This is a genomic window from Kineothrix alysoides (assembly GCF_000732725.1).
In the GTDB taxonomy this organism is placed as follows: domain Bacteria; phylum Bacillota; class Clostridia; order Lachnospirales; family Lachnospiraceae; genus Kineothrix; species Kineothrix alysoides.
In genome coordinates this window covers 1,261,737-1,277,417 of the sequence record NZ_JPNB01000002.1, presented here as the reverse complement: position 1 = coordinate 1,277,417, position 15,681 = coordinate 1,261,737, and the positions used below count along the sequence as shown (strand labels likewise).

General features: G+C 44.9%; 19 protein-coding genes and 1 pseudogene. 4 read left to right on the top strand and 16 right to left on the bottom strand.

Features of this window, described 5'->3' with window-relative positions; genetic code table 11:
* Window positions 1–206: 206 nt before the first annotated feature.
* The 3 genes from CC90_RS0116910 (at window position 207) to CC90_RS0116900 (ending at window position 2,495) form a co-directional block, all read left to right on the top strand.
* Complete coding sequence (locus CC90_RS0116910) at window positions 207–968, top strand: MerR family transcriptional regulator (protein ID WP_031391911.1); 762 nt, start codon at window positions 207–209, stop codon at window positions 966–968.
* Window positions 969–1,030: 62 nt separating this feature from the next.
* A complete protein-coding gene (locus CC90_RS0116905) occupies window positions 1,031–1,765 on the top strand; it encodes an ABC transporter ATP-binding protein (protein ID WP_031391910.1) in 735 nt (244 codons plus the stop codon).
* On the top strand, window positions 1,752–2,495 hold the full coding sequence (locus tag CC90_RS0116900) for an ABC transporter permease (RefSeq protein WP_031391909.1): 744 nt from the start codon (window positions 1,752–1,754) through the stop codon (window positions 2,493–2,495). The genes CC90_RS0116905 and CC90_RS0116900 overlap by 14 nt, the downstream gene beginning before the upstream one ends.
* 60 nt (window positions 2,496–2,555) lie before the next feature.
* Here CC90_RS0116900 and CC90_RS0116895 read toward each other — a convergent pair whose 3' ends face one another.
* Together CC90_RS0116895 and CC90_RS0116890 are read right to left on the bottom strand one after the other, a co-directional pair.
* Window positions 2,556–4,442, bottom strand: a complete 1,887-nt coding sequence (locus CC90_RS0116895) for an AAA family ATPase (RefSeq protein ID WP_330373263.1) — start codon at window positions 4,440–4,442, stop codon at window positions 2,556–2,558.
* A 149-nt stretch (window positions 4,443–4,591) separates the two neighbouring features.
* Complete coding sequence (locus tag CC90_RS0116890) at window positions 4,592–5,056, bottom strand: DUF6530 family protein (RefSeq protein ID WP_031391907.1); 465 nt, start codon at window positions 5,054–5,056, stop codon at window positions 4,592–4,594.
* Window positions 5,057–5,418: 362 nt separating this feature from the next.
* On the opposite strand from CC90_RS0116890, the gene CC90_RS0116885 reads away from it, so the two are divergent.
* Window positions 5,419–6,594, top strand: a complete 1,176-nt coding sequence (locus CC90_RS0116885) for an IS110 family RNA-guided transposase (protein ID WP_031391054.1) — start codon at window positions 5,419–5,421, stop codon at window positions 6,592–6,594.
* Window positions 6,595–6,913: 319 nt separating this feature from the next.
* On the opposite strand, the gene CC90_RS0116880 is transcribed toward CC90_RS0116885, so the two are convergent.
* From CC90_RS0116880 to CC90_RS25020, 14 genes and pseudogenes are all read right to left on the bottom strand, one after another.
* Window positions 6,914–7,375, bottom strand: coding sequence for a YbhB/YbcL family Raf kinase inhibitor-like protein (locus CC90_RS0116880; protein ID WP_031391906.1), 462 nt, complete (start codon window positions 7,373–7,375; stop codon window positions 6,914–6,916).
* Window positions 7,376–7,394: 19 nt separating this feature from the next.
* Window positions 7,395–8,042, bottom strand: a complete 648-nt coding sequence (locus CC90_RS0116875) for an NADPH-dependent FMN reductase family protein (protein ID WP_031391905.1) — start codon at window positions 8,040–8,042, stop codon at window positions 7,395–7,397.
* A complete protein-coding gene (locus CC90_RS0116870; protein WP_031391904.1) occupies window positions 8,039–8,515 on the bottom strand; it encodes a hypothetical protein in 477 nt (158 codons plus the stop codon). The genes CC90_RS0116875 and CC90_RS0116870 overlap by 4 nt, the downstream gene beginning before the upstream one ends.
* A gap of 61 nt (window positions 8,516–8,576) precedes the next feature.
* Window positions 8,577–8,918 carry a hypothetical protein gene (locus tag CC90_RS23315; protein WP_132038570.1) on the bottom strand — a complete coding sequence of 114 codons (342 nt, stop codon included), beginning with the start codon at window positions 8,916–8,918 and terminating at the stop codon, window positions 8,577–8,579.
* Between the two features lie 226 nt (window positions 8,919–9,144).
* Window positions 9,145–9,510 carry a hypothetical protein gene (locus tag CC90_RS0116860; protein WP_031391903.1) on the bottom strand — a complete coding sequence of 122 codons (366 nt, stop codon included), beginning with the start codon at window positions 9,508–9,510 and terminating at the stop codon, window positions 9,145–9,147.
* Between the two features lie 192 nt (window positions 9,511–9,702).
* Window positions 9,703–9,966 (bottom strand): annotated as a pseudogene (locus CC90_RS25185) (DNA methylase); the annotation flags it as partial.
* A gap of 193 nt (window positions 9,967–10,159) precedes the next feature.
* Window positions 10,160–10,657 (bottom strand): AAA family ATPase, encoded by a 498-nt coding sequence (locus CC90_RS0116850; protein ID WP_031391901.1) that lies wholly within the window; start codon window positions 10,655–10,657, stop codon window positions 10,160–10,162.
* Between the two features lie 10 nt (window positions 10,658–10,667).
* Entirely contained in the window at window positions 10,668–10,940 is a 273-nt protein-coding gene (locus CC90_RS25025; RefSeq protein WP_051869713.1) for a cysteine-rich KTR domain-containing protein, read from the bottom strand.
* Window positions 10,941–10,973: 33 nt separating this feature from the next.
* A complete protein-coding gene (locus CC90_RS0116835) occupies window positions 10,974–11,831 on the bottom strand; it encodes an alpha/beta fold hydrolase (protein ID WP_031391899.1) in 858 nt (285 codons plus the stop codon).
* The gene (locus CC90_RS23310) at window positions 11,824–12,420 is read right to left on the bottom strand and encodes a TetR/AcrR family transcriptional regulator (RefSeq protein WP_031391898.1); all 597 of its coding nucleotides are present in this window, start codon (window positions 12,418–12,420) and stop codon (window positions 11,824–11,826) included. The genes CC90_RS0116835 and CC90_RS23310 overlap by 8 nt, the downstream gene beginning before the upstream one ends.
* Window positions 12,421–12,660: 240 nt before the next feature.
* Complete coding sequence (locus CC90_RS0116820) at window positions 12,661–13,026, bottom strand: hypothetical protein (RefSeq protein WP_035315806.1); 366 nt, start codon at window positions 13,024–13,026, stop codon at window positions 12,661–12,663.
* A gap of 62 nt (window positions 13,027–13,088) precedes the next feature.
* Entirely contained in the window at window positions 13,089–13,268 is a 180-nt protein-coding gene (locus CC90_RS0116815) for a hypothetical protein (RefSeq protein WP_031391896.1), read from the bottom strand.
* A complete protein-coding gene (locus CC90_RS0116810; protein ID WP_031391895.1) occupies window positions 13,255–14,934 on the bottom strand; it encodes a recombinase family protein in 1,680 nt (559 codons plus the stop codon). The genes CC90_RS0116815 and CC90_RS0116810 overlap by 14 nt, the downstream gene beginning before the upstream one ends.
* Entirely contained in the window at window positions 14,928–15,665 is a 738-nt protein-coding gene (locus CC90_RS25020) for a recombinase family protein (protein ID WP_108702649.1), read from the bottom strand. Before CC90_RS25020 ends, CC90_RS0116810 begins: the two co-directional genes overlap by 7 nt.
* Window positions 15,666–15,681 lie beyond the last annotated feature (16 nt).

Sequence of the window (15,681 nt, the reverse complement as noted above, 5' to 3'; positions counted from 1 at the left end):
TTACCGAAACAAGAGAAAAGATGATTTTATCATATCAATATACGTAAATCGGGTCAAGGACATTTTGTTGCTAAGCGATATTATAAGGTCTGAAAACCACTTTTCTTGCGTTTTTTTCCCGCATAAGTTACAATAAAACCCTCCATTAAAACACCAGACTTTTTATAATGGTATTATAGTACAATAGAATGGGGTGATAAAATGAAATGAATACCTATAAAACATCTGAAATTGCGCGTTGTATCGGAGTACATCCTAACACGGTCCGGCTTTATGAAGAGCTTGCGCTGATTCCCGAACCGGAGCGAAAAGCAAATGGCTACCGGATTTTTACAGATTTCCATATGGAGCAGATGAAGCTTGCAAGAACGGCATTACAGGTAGAGGTTCTGCAAAACGGTCTAAGAAAACAATCGATTGCCATTATTAAGACCTCCGCTTCCGGTGATTTTGACAAAGCAATTGGTCTCACGAAACAGTACCTGCAGCAGATAGAAAACGAGCAGAAAAATGCCGAGGAGGCCATAATCATTGCTGAAAAGCTGTTGTCCGGCAATGGCCAAGAAATAGATAATACGGCCTTGACCAGAAAAGAAGCTGCCAGTTATCTGCAAATCACTATGGATGCTTTAAGAAATTGGGAAATGAACGGCCTGCTTACCGTAAAACGAAAACAAAATGGATATCGCATTTATAATCAGGAAGATGTTCGGCGGTTAAAAGTCATACGTTCCCTGCGATGTGCAAATTACTCTCTTTCAGCAATTTTACGAATGCTGAATACCTTATCTTATAATCCTGGCGCGAACATCCGGCAAGCCATTGATACTCCGAAAGAAAACGACGATATTATTTCCGTATGCGACAAGCTGCTCACTTCATTGCATTACGCAGAGAATAATGCGCAAGCTATGCTCTCACAGCTTAAAAAAATGAAAAAACAGTTTGGAACGAACCCTCCTTTTTAACACCAGCCTTTGTACTGGTGTTATTCTTTCTTTATGCCAAGAAAAAGGAGGAAATATATCGTATGAAAACAGCTATAGAAGTAAAGAAATTGTGCAAATCTTATTCCAATATCAAAGCGGCGCAAAATATTGATATCTCTATTTGCTTCGGAGAAGTATTTGGTTTATTAGGCGCAAATGGTGCTGGTAAAAGTACCACGGTCGAATGTATCTTAGGAACAAAAAAGCAGGACAGCGGAACGGTGTCCATTCTTGGAATGAATCCGCAGCAGGAACGGAAAAGGCTTTTTGAGAAAGTTGGCGTTCAATTTCAGGAAGCCAACTATCAAGACAAAATAAGAGTAGCAGAGCTTTGCAAGGTTACGGCTTCCCTTTACAGAAATGCTGCGGATTATATCGGTCTTCTCGAACAATTCGGACTCTCAGACAAGCTGAAAAGTCCGGTAAGCGAGCTTTCGGGAGGGCAGAAGCAGAGATTATTTATCGTTCTTTCATTAATTCCAAATCCCGAAATTGTATTCCTGGACGAATTGACTACCGGGCTCGACGCAAGAGCAAGACGGGATGTGTGGAGAAGTCTTCTAGATTTAAAGCAAAAAGGACTGACTATTCTACTGACCTCTCATTTCATGGATGAAGTCGAGGTTCTTTGCGACAAAATCATGATTCTAAAAAAAGGAGAAGCTATTTTTTACGGAACAATACAAGACGCAGTTGCAGCCAGTCCCTATGAAAAATTAGAAGAAGCATATCTTTGGTACACGGACGAGGAGGAAAAAGAATATGAAAGCATTTAAAACACTTTTAAAAACAGAAATCAGTCTATCGCTCCGGGGAATGGATATGTTTATTTTTGCTATCTGCATGCCTATTGTGGTTGTGGTCATCTTGGGTGCATTGTTTGGAAATAAGCCAGCTTTTGAGGGAGCAGAATATACCTTTTTGGAGCAGTCCTTCGGTGCGGTATCAACAATTGCCATTTGTGCAGGAGGCGTTATGGGTCTTCCTCTGGTTGTATCCGATTACCGGAGCAGAAAAATATTAAAGCGGTTTAAGGTGACTCCTATCAGCCCCGCCCTTATCTTAACGGTACAAGTTGTTATTTATACGCTTTACTCCATTGCTTCCCTTATTCTTGTTTATATGATAAGCGCACTGTTTTTCGATTATCAGCTACGCGGTTCATGGTCTCAATTCTTAGGGGCTTACCTACTTGTTATGCTGTCCATGTTCAGTATTGGACTGTTAGTGGGCGGACTCGCGCCTAATACAAAAATAGCCGGCGTTGCCGCCAGCCTGCTGTATTTTCCAATGCTTATTTTTTCGGGCGCCACTCTACCTTATGAGATTATGCCCGCCGGACTTCAAAAAGCGGCAAATATGCTGCCATTGACACAAGGAATCAAGCTACTCAAGGCTGCTTCACTCGGTCTGCCAATAGACAGCGTTTTCATTCCCGTTGTTGTGATGATTATAATTGCCGTAATATGCGTTACTATTTCCCTGCGCTTCTTTAAATGGGAATGATAAAAGAGCCGGCGAGAATGTTACAATTATAATACTGCTGATGTTAATCGGTTCCGCGACTTATAAATACTTAGCAATGATCTGGACCAAACGGGTTGGGAGCTGTTCCAAATTGGTAATATCTATAAATCGCTCCTGCCCATAAATATCGCAAATCGTTTCCTTGTCCTGTCCAATAGCAGCCGCCAGAAACAGCACACCTTTTCGGCTGTAGTCATGGATCACCCGCTTCATATCGTCCTTAGCATGAGCGCCGGTATAATCCGGCATCGCTTTGGGCTGGCCGTCACTCAGGCTGATCAACAGCTTGGTCGTCTGGGTTGCATTTGCCAGTTTCTCCGCTAAAATCCGAAGCGCCATCCCATCCCGGTTGTTACTTATGCTCTGAATTGCCATAAGCGAATATTTGTCGTTGAGCTTCGGCTCCTCCCAGTCAATGTAAGAATACATAGACATTTTCTCTTTTGGCGAGCGGTCAGCGGTATCTCCGTAAATCAGCACAGGGATACCGCAGCTTTCACAAAATTCATAGACTGCCACGGCAGCTCGCTTCGCTGCTGCCAGCCGTCCGAATGCGTTCATGGAAGCTGATTGATCAATACGCAGGGCAACGGCCAGCGAGGGCTCTTCTTCCGGCGGACGCTTTTTGGAAAAGTGACGAAAATCCGGGGATGCTACTTTTTCAGCGTGAAATTTTGTGCCAAAGACACGATTGCCTGAAAGCTCCACAGAAACTTCATGCTCCAAAAGCGGCTCTGTCTTCCTTGTCAATTCCCGGATGACCGGCATGAGTGCAGAAGCTATTTGACGGTATTCCTGTCGGTGGGCGGCTGTGGATTCCGGGCGATGGACGATCATGCCTATTTTCTCGTGAGCAGAACTTTTGACAGCCGCTCTTGCCTGTTGGTTTAAGCGCTTGCGAAAGGCACTCTTTTCCCGCTCCAGACCTTCTTGTTCCTCCGGCTGCAACTCATGGTACATAGGCACACCATCGTCACCGGTATCCGAACTCTGCGTTTGTGCACTATTTTCTGGCGAACTATTGGATTCTCCCTCGCTGTCTGCAGATCTTCGAAGAGCTACTGCAGGGGGAGAATCTTTGTCAAGCGCAGGAGACAGTGCCTCGAAATTTCCATCTGCCCGAAGCTCCAGAATCTCGCTGCCTGTTCTTCCGTGTTGGGAAACAACCGCTTCCAATGCTTCTATTGTTCCATGATTGGACATCGCCTGTTCTAATAAGGCGATTTCATCCGAATCGGTGGTGATTTTATAAATAACCTTGTGATAGAGGGATTTTACCGCATCGTTGCCTTGCAGAACCGCATCCACCCAATAGAAGTAAGAACGCATACCGGCGACTCCTTTAATTGCATTGGCCCTGGCTGTTCGGTCAAGCATAACGATAGCTTGGGCAAAAACGCGCAGCAACTCGACATCGCAACAGCCTGTTTTTGCCGCGGCCCGCTCTACCATGACCTCGATTGGCGGTAAATCCATTTTTTCTGCATGCTGCACCCGGTCACGCAGTGCCTCATTCAGCGGACGGCAGCCGTTGTATCCTCGATTTGTTGTAATAACTGCAATAAAATCCGGGTGACGATGAACGATACGACTTGGCAGATTGATACTGCCATCCGGCTCCAGTGCTGAATTGAGCGCCATCAATACCGCTGCATCTCGAATGACCGTAGGCTCCTGAATTTCCAGAATCCAGCCGTTTTCATAAGCCCTCACAATTTCAGACGGATAGTACTGATACTCTATGTTGTTATCTTCTCTATCCGACTTCAATACCGGCAAAATAGATCCGAGTATATCAGATTTATCCATATCTGCAAAGCAAGTGACTTTCGTGTAGGGCAAGCCAAAATCGGCAGACAGCGCCTTGGTCAGCTGGGTTTTGCCTGAACCGGCATCGCCCTCCAGCAAAATATTTGTGATTTTCATTTCTCCCATTTCCCAGTTGTGCTTAATTGACTCGCAAATGCGCCGCTCCGCATTGCTTTCAATATGAGAAGAGGTTTTCTTCCAGACAAGAGCCTGTTCTTCTTCCGTCAATTGTCTGCCGGGTGACAGGAGCCATTTGTTTTCCATTGCTAATAACACTCCAATTCTTCAATAATGCGGGTGAGCGTTCGAAGCCGCTCACCGGTTAGCTCTCCCAAATCGTTTAAGGCTTGGGAGAAGTTTTGTATGTCGCTGCCGATATTCGGATTTTCCGTACAAACCGTTACCGGAAGTACGCCGCCCTGTACCCCGAGACGTTCCACCATGGGGTTTTCAGGGTCATAGAGCAGGGGCATCCGATAGGCTTCTTTGAAGTATAACAAGGTGCGGCTTAAAAAGATCATCAGGTCAAATATCTGATGAACGGGAAGTTCAATGCTTACTTCCAACGTTCCTTCTGTATTTTCCTTCCAAATCTGTACCGCAATCTGCATCTTCTTGTTTTCTTCCATTGCAGGCGCTCCTATGGTCAGCCGTTTAATATTTGAGAGGTAAGCATTCCGTCCGTCGATGCGATCATAATCACCCGCAATCATTACAATATTTTCATTCATTTCCAAATCCTCCTCGCTTGCAGGCGTTTGCTGGTTTTTCCATTCATTCAAAAGTTCATGTTTTCTTTTTATATCCATAATAATCACGTATAATCCAATTATCTCAGATGGTAATTGGATTTTTCCTTTCTCCCAGATTCTCTGGGCATTTTAATCCATCTCTGATATATTTGATAAGGCACTGTGGATCTGTACCTATATATTTACAGCTTTGACTGTTCCGAGGTGACTCAGACCACAGCTTTTCGTCTATTACTGTTGATCAGTTTGTTAACGCCTGACGTTTCTATTTACGTGATTACACAGCCGGATTCTCTGTGGAAGACAACAGTGCCAAAATACATATCAGGAGGTATAACTCTATGTCGATGTACTTTATTGGAATTGATATTTCCAAGTACAAACATGATTGCTGTATTATTTCAGCAACGGATCAAAAGGTTGTTTCAAAGTTTTCTATTAAAAATGATAAGGCAGGCTTTGAACAGCTACTCACTATTTTTCATTCTCTCTCCAATCCTCAGGACATAAAGATAGGGTTTGAATCAACAGCCCACTATGCCCTCAATCTTGAACTCTTCCTTGAAAATGCCAACCACAGCTTCATGGAAATTAATCCAGTTCTCATCAAGGAATACAAGAAATCCACATCTCTAAGGCGAACCAAGACCGACTCTGTTGACTGCGAATCAATAGCCCGGTGGTTAATGACTGTCGAGTACAAACCCCACTCAAAAGGATTTTACCACGCTTATTCCTTAAAGTCATTAACTCGTTTGCGTGACAGACTAGTTCGACAGCGTTCTTTTTATCTTGTAAAGATTACCAATGTGCTGGATCACACCTTCCCCGAATTCAAGCCCTTCTTTCATGAGCGTTTCTCTAAGACCGCTCTGTATCTGCTTGAAAACTACGGTTCCGCCGAAAAGATGGCAAGAATGAATTCCGCATCCTATGAGAAGCTCCGCTCTTTATCAAGGGGTAATTTTTCTCCCCAACAGTTCCTTCGGTTAAAGGAGCTTGCCGCCAATACGGTCGGTGTAAACAACTCTATTTTTGATGTGGAACGGAACAGCCTGCTCACCCTGTACCAGTCTCTCGTAAAAGAGATTGACACGCTTGAAACAGAAATCAACAAGCTGATCGAGGAAGTACATCCTCACTATATGTCTGTTCCTGGCATCGGGACTATATCTGCCGCCGTTATCTATTCGGAATATGGAGATATATCGAACTTTTCAACACCAGCCCAGATGCTCGCATTTGCAGGGATCGAACCAGGTGTAAACGATTCCGGAACAGAATCACACGGAGGACGGATGGTAAAACATGGCTCACCGGGGCTCCGGTATGTCCTCATCAATTGCTGCCTTCCTTTAATCCGCTTTGATATGACATTCGCCGCCTACTATGCGAAAAAACGGGGAGAAGGCAAGCCCCACAGGGTTGCTATCACTCATGTGGCAAAGAAACTTGTTAGAGTCATCCATGCATTGGAGAGGCAAGGGGTAGACTTTAACGCTCAGAAGCTCCAATAGCAGCTGTATCATAAGAACATCATTATCCCATCTGAAATACGGTGTTTTCAGATGACTTGTTTGCTATATCCTTTTTTATCACTAAAGAATCTTTTTAAAAACCCCTTGACTATTTATAGTTTGTCACCTCGTGTTTCATTGTAAGGTAGTTAATCTACGAAAACAATCCACGCTCCGTAGACTAAACGGAGCGTGGATTAAAGAAGTTAAGCTTTTCAATTTTATACATACATATGCCCTGCCGAGAAGTTGGATTGGAAGTTGCAGGCTCCTGTTATGCTCCTTTACTGCACGTTAGGAGAGCAACTCGCATGAAACATTATCTGTAATGGCCAGTTAACTCCGCTTGCTGGAGTACGTGTCCATTCATTGCTTTCAACAAGTCACGTTTTTTTGATGCACTTGGCAAATCCAACATGCAATCAATTGTAAACACATTGAACTGGTATCTATGCGACCAGTTAAACGGCGGTTTAGGCCCCTTGTATCTATGTCTGCCATACCCGCGTCCCTGTACAGCGCCGGACAACGTTTCAACAGTTTTACCGTGCGGTATGTGTGCCGGTATTATTGACATAACAGGAATATTCCATATAACCCAATGATTATACGCCGGCACAGGATGCCCCATATCGTCCATTATTATGATGATAGACTTTGCGTGTTCGTCTATGCCGGTCAAATGCAATTCCGGTGATATATCATCACCATACCCTGTATACTCCTTAGGTATTAAGCCTTCATTTTCAAAGGCCGGGGTTTTTACAACTAACCCATTCATGTTTTTTACTCCTCCAATATCAATTCTTTTCAAGATAGGGCATATCGAATCTCTTCTCATAACAATTATTCGTTTTTAAAATCTTATTCCATCCTAAATAATTAGAGATAGGCACCGATGCATTCAGCATTCGCGTTTGAAACTTTGTAAGGCAGACAGGCTTTGCAAATTTGCTGATAAAAGATTCATCAAATCTACCGGTCTGTTCAAACAAGGCTCCAAACTCCGAAAAGTCATTTTGCAGCTTTTTAAACCGCTCCGGCACTATGGCAAGCCCCGCGCATTCACCTTTCGCAATGGCACCTAAAACAGTATATCCCAGACGCTTTGCAAATCTTTCCAAATAACGGCAGATGATTGCGCTCTCCGAGGATTCAGGATATCCCGCCTGAATAATAAAACCGATGGTCTGATTTCCTTTTGACGGAGGCAATGCGTATAGAAAATCCAGCGTTCCTGCCGGTATTGAATGAATATAATTTGGTGTAATTACAATAACGTTATCCGCATTACGAATAGCTTCCATCAGGCTTTCCCGATTTTCTTTTGCAATCGAAAACACCTCGCACGGTGTGCTCATTCCATTTGCAAAGGCTCTTGCCAGGATGTAACTTCCACAGTTTTCCACATTTCCCTTTGGAGATCCATTTAAGATTATTGTTTTCATTCCGTCTCCCCTTTTTCTGATTCTGAAATATGAAGTACTTTTATTTCAGGCGAATAAAATTGTTTGAACACTTTATATATATAGTCGGAAAATATTTTTAAATCTTCCTCATTCTTAAAGTCATAATCGTAATAGAATTCAATGTTAGGATATTGGGGATATCTTGGAGCATGAAAAGTGCCCCCGTCGCGAAAGGAAGTATACGGCAAAAAAAGTGGTATCATCCGGTCGAAGAGAGACTTCATCTTACTGCTTATAAATCCTTCCTGCAATTTTGCATAAAATATCGCTTTATCAGCACCGACATACCCTCTATAAAAATCTTCCAAATCATTATGTATACATATTCCCGGACTTTTCCACCAACAGGTCCAACAGCCTATGCAATTCTTAATATTAAGCTTCTCCATATCAAAACAGAGAGCATCCGTAGTCGTATAGTTACCAAATTCTCTTATAACGATTAATTTCATGATTTATCCCCCGCAAAATATAATCTTGTTTCATAATCCGCTTACATTATTATTTGCATAATTATACTATATTTTTAAATATAATTCCATACAATTCTGTAGACATGAAATGCGGGCAATTCTGCAAATACGGACGTGGATAGTCGTATCTGCCGAATTGCCCGCTGAATATGCCGCGGCGCATTACTGTCTGAACAGTTTTCCCTTTATACAAAAAGTCGCTGTTGTAACCAGTGCTGCTGCAATTAAAATATTGTATCTTGCCTTCCCCATTTCCCATAATTGTGAACCATTCATGGCTGAAAAATTGTGTAACAGACCAGAGGAACAGCCAGATAAGCAGAAAATATTTACCTGCTTTTTCTTTCAATATGTAAAGGAGAAACGCAATCAGAAAAATCATAAAGAAAATCCCATCTTCTTTCCAGGAACGAGTAACAAGATACCTGCCAGAAAAGTATATTCCTATCATATCTAAAGCAGTATCGCATTTGCCGCTATGCTATAGCGTTTATTGGGGGCATTGGAGGCATGCGGAGTATTTTCTTTCATCGTCTTCCTTTTCATAATATTCTCTCTTTAGACATTTCTTTATGGTTAGCTTAAACTATGCCTTATACAGTCTCATTTTACCTAAATCTGTTATTCTTCAAAAGCCTGATACCAACCATTAGAAGACCCATGCAGATTAATCCTATAAATATGATAATTCCGGGGGAATCAGCAAATTCACCCTCAATAGCAAGGGCTATCGTTCCAAAAACTCCGAATGCGAACAGGAAAAAACATAGTATAGCAGGAATCAAGCCCTTTTTGACACCTGCCGCAGCATTGTATATTCCATAAAACACAAGTACAATTGCGGCGATAAAGCCGATTAGCACCAGACCGGGTGCATCATCATTTTCGCCCATAATGAGTAAAACCGTACCTATTAATATCCCCACTGTGGCAGGCAGCCAAACGCGTGGTTTTAAAAGAGTCCTGAGGTCCATCGTGTATCCGCTCCTTTTTCGCATAATAATTACATCATATCAGTTGTTTCGTTCAGTTTTTATCTCTAAACTGAATCAAATTATACTACATCTATCCGTCCAAAACAATAAAAACCTTTCCGGCTTCACTTGCCCGGTAGTTATCGTAAGTTTTGCGGGGTTACACGCCTCGCGCTCTTCCAAAGAACAGATAGGAACGGAGCGTCCATAGTGGTCGGTGGTGACCGCCCCATGGTATGATTCCTTTATCTTCGGGTCAGTCAGGTTTTCAATATCATATCCGACCGTCAAAACAAGCTGGTCGGTCACAAGCCTTTTATCCACCAGATCAAGTACCAGCAGATCGGTCATTTCCCGCACGATCAGCTTCGCTTTGCCAAAAGTATAGGCGTGCTGTAGCACCTGCCCCGATCCGATACTGGTGGTGCTTGGCTTATATGCTTTAATATCAGCAACGGCGAGGCAGATGGTTTTTTCGGTACGAGCTGCATCAGCGACAACAAGGTTGGTGGTCAACGGATCAAGCTGCCGTTCTATGCATTCAACCGAAGCATAGAACGATTTCAGGTCGATTGCGATATAAGTTCTGTTCTTCATGTTCATTCTTCGGCCGCCTCCTTCAAAAACTATCTGCTCGGCAAATTGGCATTTAGCAGTTCTGAATTATGAAATCAGCCGCTTGCTCTGGAATGATTTTCGATACGTCTACTTTATTTGTATTCAGTTTTTCGTAGAGAGGTATGCGTTCTATGCTTGTACGAATCACATCTTCTGTCCGAATACCAGCATCGACATCATTTCTCAGACGAGTTTGCAATGCTTGTTCACTACATACTAAAGATATCAAATGAACCTTGCAGTTTGCTGTATCAAGACGTGAAACGATATCATCAATAATAGTCTGTTCGTGCATAACCCAGCAAAATACAATGTTTTCATAAACAGAGCACTTGATAAAGTTGTTCAAAAGGAAGCAGATATTCTCTACTGCCATTTGCTTTGTTTCCTCTGTTACATGAAATGGGTGCATATCCCAGCACCAATCTCCATCGAGAAAAACACTGTTGTTTAATTTATTTTTTATAATCTGGCAAGTAGCTGTTTTTCCTACTCCCATTGTTCCGCCAATCAAGAAAATGTTCTTCATACTCAACCCTTCAAATTCCAGTTTGTCGGAGACTTACAGGTGCCGTCAGTTCGATATGGTTACCTTCACTATCTCCAAATTCAGACACCCAATTTCCCCCGATTTGTGTCACGGGAAAAATAATACTTAAATCCTTTAATTTTTCTTGGAAAACTTCTAAGTTTTCAACTTCAACGCTTGTGTCAGCCGGCAACGGAAATTTTTCAAGTATTGTATCTTCACGGATTTTCAGTAGTGTCTTATTATTACAAACAGGGTATAACATCCATTTGATTTCTGCCATAGTGTCGCCCCTGTCATATAAAAATTTCTCTGATCACAATTTTCTGTCAAGATATGATTGCAAGGCATTTGCGAATTCTTCCGGACGTTCTTTTTGAGGCCAATGCTTACATCCTTCCATTAAATGCATCTCGCAATCGGGAATCCTTTTGCTGGAAAGGATGGCACCTTTTACAGGAACCGCTTTATCAAGCGTGCCATGTATAAGCAGTGTGGGTGAACCGATTTCTTCAAGCCTCCCAAACAAATCTGTAGTAAAGCCTGTAGGCGTAATTTCACTTCTTTGAAAGGACATGAAGGGCTTGTCTGCGCCAGGCTCCAGCATAGCTTTTAGTATTTCAGTGACTAAATCATCGCTCACCTTTGATTTATCACCAAACAAGCTGTATTTTAAGGAGAATCTGATGATGGATGGATATTTGTTCGTCCATGCGTATAAATTGTCGTTGAGCTTTGAACCAATAAACCAATGCGTCAGCCGATGCCACGATAATTTATCAAATAATCCCCATGCGTCAACCGGCACGAGAATCTTGATAAGCTCCGGGTATGTCAGCGCCATATTCAGGCATATACCGCCTCCCAAGGACAGTCCGGTCAGGATAACTGGTTTACCGCCAAACGCTTCGATTAAGCCCTTTACTATATCTGTGTAGAACGACAACGTGTATTCGCCGTCTATCCGGTCGCTTGCCCCGTATCCCGGCAAATCCGGCGCAATAACTTGATACCGGCTGGAAAGCAACGGAATCACCTCGGCCCAAGAAAGCATTGCTGAATCTACACCGGCGCCATGCAATAGTACGATGGTATCGTTGCCGCCTCCGGCACAATAGCATGTTATACTTACTCCATTTACACGGATATGCTTTTTCTCAATTTGGTTACTCATTCAGGCTGCCTCCACCATTGTCTCTAACAATCATCTTAATACATGTCGCAATAAACTTTCGCGGATCTATATTCACATCATCTCTGCACCAAAGTATGGCAGCTCCTGTAACAGCCGCCTGCAAGATGCGGCCCATTTCAGCGATATCTTGACATTGTATTTCACCACGCCGTATACTTTCTTCGAGAATCGCCTGCACTTCGGCATCAATGATACGATGTCGTTTTTCTGATATTTCGATAAACTCAGGTTCAATATCAAGTTTCAAGTAGAGCATCATAAAATTTGCACATTCCTGTGGTTTTTTTATAAAGTCGTGCCATTGGGTAAATATCTCTGTCAACGCTTCTACCAATGGCAGGGAACGCATTGATAGATCGGAAAAACCTTTTTGGGTAACTGTAACAAGAGATTCATAATATGCAAGAAGCATTCCCTTTTTTGATCCAAAACGTTTAGAGAGTATGGCTGGTGATAATTTCGCTTGTTCTGCAATGTTATGAAGTGTAAGTGCCTCATATCCTTGCTTTGCCAATACAATCGAAATGCTTTCGAAGATTTTATCGTCAGAGTACATTTGAGGCCGCATGTAATCAACTCCCATTAGTAAGTGTTCGTTCAATAACTTATATTTTATCTCTCTTAACGCTATATGTCAAGAGAGGACTTGAGACATTCACACGCTTATGTTTTATACTATAAAACTGCCCACCGTAACACGCACATTCAGAATCTTAAATACATTATGGCTTCTTCTTTCGTCAACGCTTTCACCTCCAAGGGGTTATCATCTGCCGCACGCCGCCGCATGCGGCTGTTGTTTTCCTGCCTACATGCTGATGTCCATCTCATCGCACAATTCGTACAGGGTTTCCGCTTCTTCCGCCGTGGCTACGGGGAATTCCTGCGGTTCCTTCCCACACGTCTGCATGGGGATGAGATGCTCCAGAATCTCAGGCAACAGTTTCTGATCCGGACAGCGGTCGATGAAGTGCCCGATGGTATTCAGGATTTTTCTGTCCAGCACATCCGTGAGGATGATTTCTCTGGCATCTTCATGCAGCATGATGAAGTTGGCGATGTTGGACGGCGAATGCTCGAACCAGTATTCGCGCCGGTACCCTTCATAGGGATAGACATAACCCCTGACCAGATTTTCTTTGCCCAACAATTCGCTCAATGCTTCGTTTGTCATACTCTTCTCCTTTCCTGACACATAGAAAAAACGGAGCCGTTCTGACTCCGCTGATGAGGTTGCTATTTTCTGCTATTCATGAATTTTATCGTCCCGCGTATGAAACCGTAACGGGCGATTTGTTGTTTCAGGCTTTGATCCTCAAGCTGCGACGTACTGCCGACACGCATGTAAACCGCCACCTTGGGGCTGGAATCCTGCGGCCGGTTTTTCTCGTCTGTTTTGGATTTAGGATGCTTCATCCATTTCATCTCCTTCATATCCGATGAGCGGCTGTTCCATCTGGATGCCGCCCTTAAAAATAATGAGCAGCTTATTTTCATTGACCACCTTGATGGTATCGATAAACTGCCGCACGACGCTGTCGCTGTATTCCGTTGATTCGAAGGGAGCGTTTTGAAGCGCACCGCAGATGTCGTCGATCTGCCGGGTCAGCTCATCCGAGCTGTACAGCTCCGTGCGGTATTGCTCCCGTTTTTTCCGCAGGGATGCCATCTCATCCGAAATCGCCTTTAATTGGGCTTCGTATAGATGGGTTGTTTTTTCCTTTGTAGTGATCGCAATCAGCTCGCTCAGAGTGCGATCCAGCTCATTGAGCCTGTTTTCGATGAGCAGGGGGTTGATGGATTCGCCGCGGTTTTCGGATAAGGTCGCCGCCAGATTGGTTTTGATGATGCCGATGAGCTTCTCCCGGTCGCTCATCATGGCGTTGATGGCGCGCAGCACCGCCGCGTGGAGGCGTTCTTCCTCGATGGTGGGCGAATGCTTGCAGTATTTGGTGCCGTAGTCCAGCCGGCTGATGCAGCGCCAGACCACTTTCTTTTTGCCCCGCTTTGCCCAGGTTACCCTTCGGAAAGCGGTGCCGCAGTCGCCGCATACCAGAAGCTCGGTCAGGGCGTAGCGGCTGCTGTACTTGGATTGCTGGGTCTTGCTGGTCTTGTCCGACACCTTGCGTTTTCTCGCTCTGCGGGCGATCTCCGCCTGTACCCGCTCGAAGAGATGGCGGTCAATGATCCCCGCATGGTGGTTCTGAACCAGGTATTTGGGAAGCTCCCCGTTGTTTTTCCTGGTTTTTTTGTTCATGCAGTTCTCCACGAAGGTTTTTTGCAGCATAGCGTCCCCGCAGTATTTTTCGTTGCGGAGCAGGTATTGGAGCGCACCCTCCGACCACTGAGGCTTGCCGCCTGCGGCAGGGATACCCTCGGCTTCCAGCATCTTTTTAATGCTTGCCACACTCATTCCGGCAAGGTAGCTTTCAAAAATCCGCTTGACCACTTCCGCCTGTTCGGGGATAATGTGAGGCTGGTCGTCCTCGCCGCGTGTGTAACCGTACATCCTCTTATACTGGAAGGTCACCTTGCCGCTTTTGAAGCTCTGGCGTTTGCCCCAGCGGATGCTTTGGCTCATGGACTCGCTCTGCGCCTGGGCGAAGCCCGCCAGCATGGTGATGAAAACCTCCGTGTCGGTCGTCAGGGTATTGATGTTCTCCGTTTCAAAAATGACCGCTATCCCCAGCTCCTTCAGCTCGCGGACAAATTCCAGGCAGTCCACCGTGTTTCGGGCGAAGCGGCTGATGGATTTGGTCAGGATCATGTCGATCTTACCTTTCCTGCACAGGCGGATCATTTTCAGGAATTCGGCGCGCTTTTTCACCGATGTGCCGGTGATGCCTTCGTCCGCGAAAATACCCGCCATGGTCCATTCGAGGTTGGTCATGATCTTTTCCGTGTAGTATGCCATCTGCGTTTCGTAGCTGGTGAGCTGCTCCTCCTGGTCGGTGGATACCCTGCAGTATGCCGCGACACGAAGCTGACGGGCGGTGATATTGTTCTGCGATGCCAGAGGATTGGCGGGTATGACGATGATCTGCATCTCTTGCGGTTGTATGACGCTTTGCGCTGTCAGCATGGCGGGGTACTCCTTTCCGGTCCGTTAAGGTGTTGTCCGTTTTTCAGCTTCAGGGAAACCGTTCCGTCCGGCTGGACGATGACCGCGTCCACGGCGTGTTTGAACAACTCCGTGTCAAATTCCGCCGAAGGTTTGCGGCTTTCAAACGCTTTCCGGAGCTCCCGCGCCTTTTTCGGCAGGAGACCGTCGGGGCAAATTCCGTATTGCGCCGCCGCGCGGGCCATGATGAGGATTTTGGCGTATTCCTCGTCGCAGTCCGTTTTGTCCAGCTCCCGGTTGATCTCATTGGTCAGCCTTGTGGCTTCGAGATCGTGGGGGCGTATCTCTATGGGCGGGATTTCGATGCTTGTGGGATTCTGTATGGCAAGATTCAGCAGGTCGGTGGCCTGTCCGATCAGCAGGGCGTCAGTAATCCGCGGACTGAAATCACAGCCGTCACTCTCGCAATACCATTTTTCTTTGTCCATCCGCAGTCCTGTGATGCCCTCGTCAGCGTAGATGTCGACGAGCTCCCATTCTTCGGTTCCTCCGATCAGCGCGGTGTAATAGCTCACCTGCGCCGCGAAGGAATTCTGTTGATCGTCGGAGTCGCTGCTGACACGGGCGTAAGCCGCGGTGCGCTGCTTATGGCTTCGTACCTGCACAACCGGGTCGATGACGATGATCTGCGGACCTGCCGGGTTCAGCGTTTTCGCGGATGTCCCGGCAACGTAATTTTGGCTTGTTATCACGGCTTTTCGCCTCCTT

Coding starts and splice junctions, on each gene's coding strand:
- CC90_RS0116910 (WP_031391911.1), top strand. CDS start 207: ATGAATACCTATAAAACATCTGAAATTGCGCGTTGTATCGGAGTACAT.
- CC90_RS0116905 (WP_031391910.1), top strand. CDS start 1,031: ATGAAAACAGCTATAGAAGTAAAGAAATTGTGCAAATCTTATTCCAAT.
- CC90_RS0116900 (WP_031391909.1), top strand. CDS start 1,752: ATGAAAGCATTTAAAACACTTTTAAAAACAGAAATCAGTCTATCGCTC.
- CC90_RS0116895 (WP_330373263.1), bottom strand. CDS start 4,442: ATGAAAATCACAAATATTTTGCTGGAGGGCGATGCCGGTTCAGGCAAA.
- CC90_RS0116890 (WP_031391907.1), bottom strand. CDS start 5,056: ATGAATGAAAATATTGTAATGATTGCGGGTGATTATGATCGCATCGAC.
- CC90_RS0116885 (WP_031391054.1), top strand. CDS start 5,419: ATGTCGATGTACTTTATTGGAATTGATATTTCCAAGTACAAACATGAT.
- CC90_RS0116880 (WP_031391906.1), bottom strand. CDS start 7,375: ATGAATGGGTTAGTTGTAAAAACCCCGGCCTTTGAAAATGAAGGCTTA.
- CC90_RS0116875 (WP_031391905.1), bottom strand. CDS start 8,042: ATGAAAACAATAATCTTAAATGGATCTCCAAAGGGAAATGTGGAAAAC.
- CC90_RS0116870 (WP_031391904.1), bottom strand. CDS start 8,515: ATGAAATTAATCGTTATAAGAGAATTTGGTAACTATACGACTACGGAT.
- CC90_RS23315 (WP_132038570.1), bottom strand. CDS start 8,918: ATGATTTTTCTGATTGCGTTTCTCCTTTACATATTGAAAGAAAAAGCA.
- CC90_RS0116860 (WP_031391903.1), bottom strand. CDS start 9,510: ATGGACCTCAGGACTCTTTTAAAACCACGCGTTTGGCTGCCTGCCACA.
- CC90_RS0116850 (WP_031391901.1), bottom strand. CDS start 10,657: ATGAAGAACATTTTCTTGATTGGCGGAACAATGGGAGTAGGAAAAACA.
- CC90_RS25025 (WP_051869713.1), bottom strand. CDS start 10,940: ATGGCAGAAATCAAATGGATGTTATACCCTGTTTGTAATAATAAGACA.
- CC90_RS0116835 (WP_031391899.1), bottom strand. CDS start 11,831: ATGAGTAACCAAATTGAGAAAAAGCATATCCGTGTAAATGGAGTAAGT.
- CC90_RS23310 (WP_031391898.1), bottom strand. CDS start 12,420: ATGCGGCCTCAAATGTACTCTGACGATAAAATCTTCGAAAGCATTTCG.
- CC90_RS0116820 (WP_035315806.1), bottom strand. CDS start 13,026: ATGACAAACGAAGCATTGAGCGAATTGTTGGGCAAAGAAAATCTGGTC.
- CC90_RS0116815 (WP_031391896.1), bottom strand. CDS start 13,268: ATGAAGCATCCTAAATCCAAAACAGACGAGAAAAACCGGCCGCAGGAT.
- CC90_RS0116810 (WP_031391895.1), bottom strand. CDS start 14,934: ATGCTGACAGCGCAAAGCGTCATACAACCGCAAGAGATGCAGATCATC.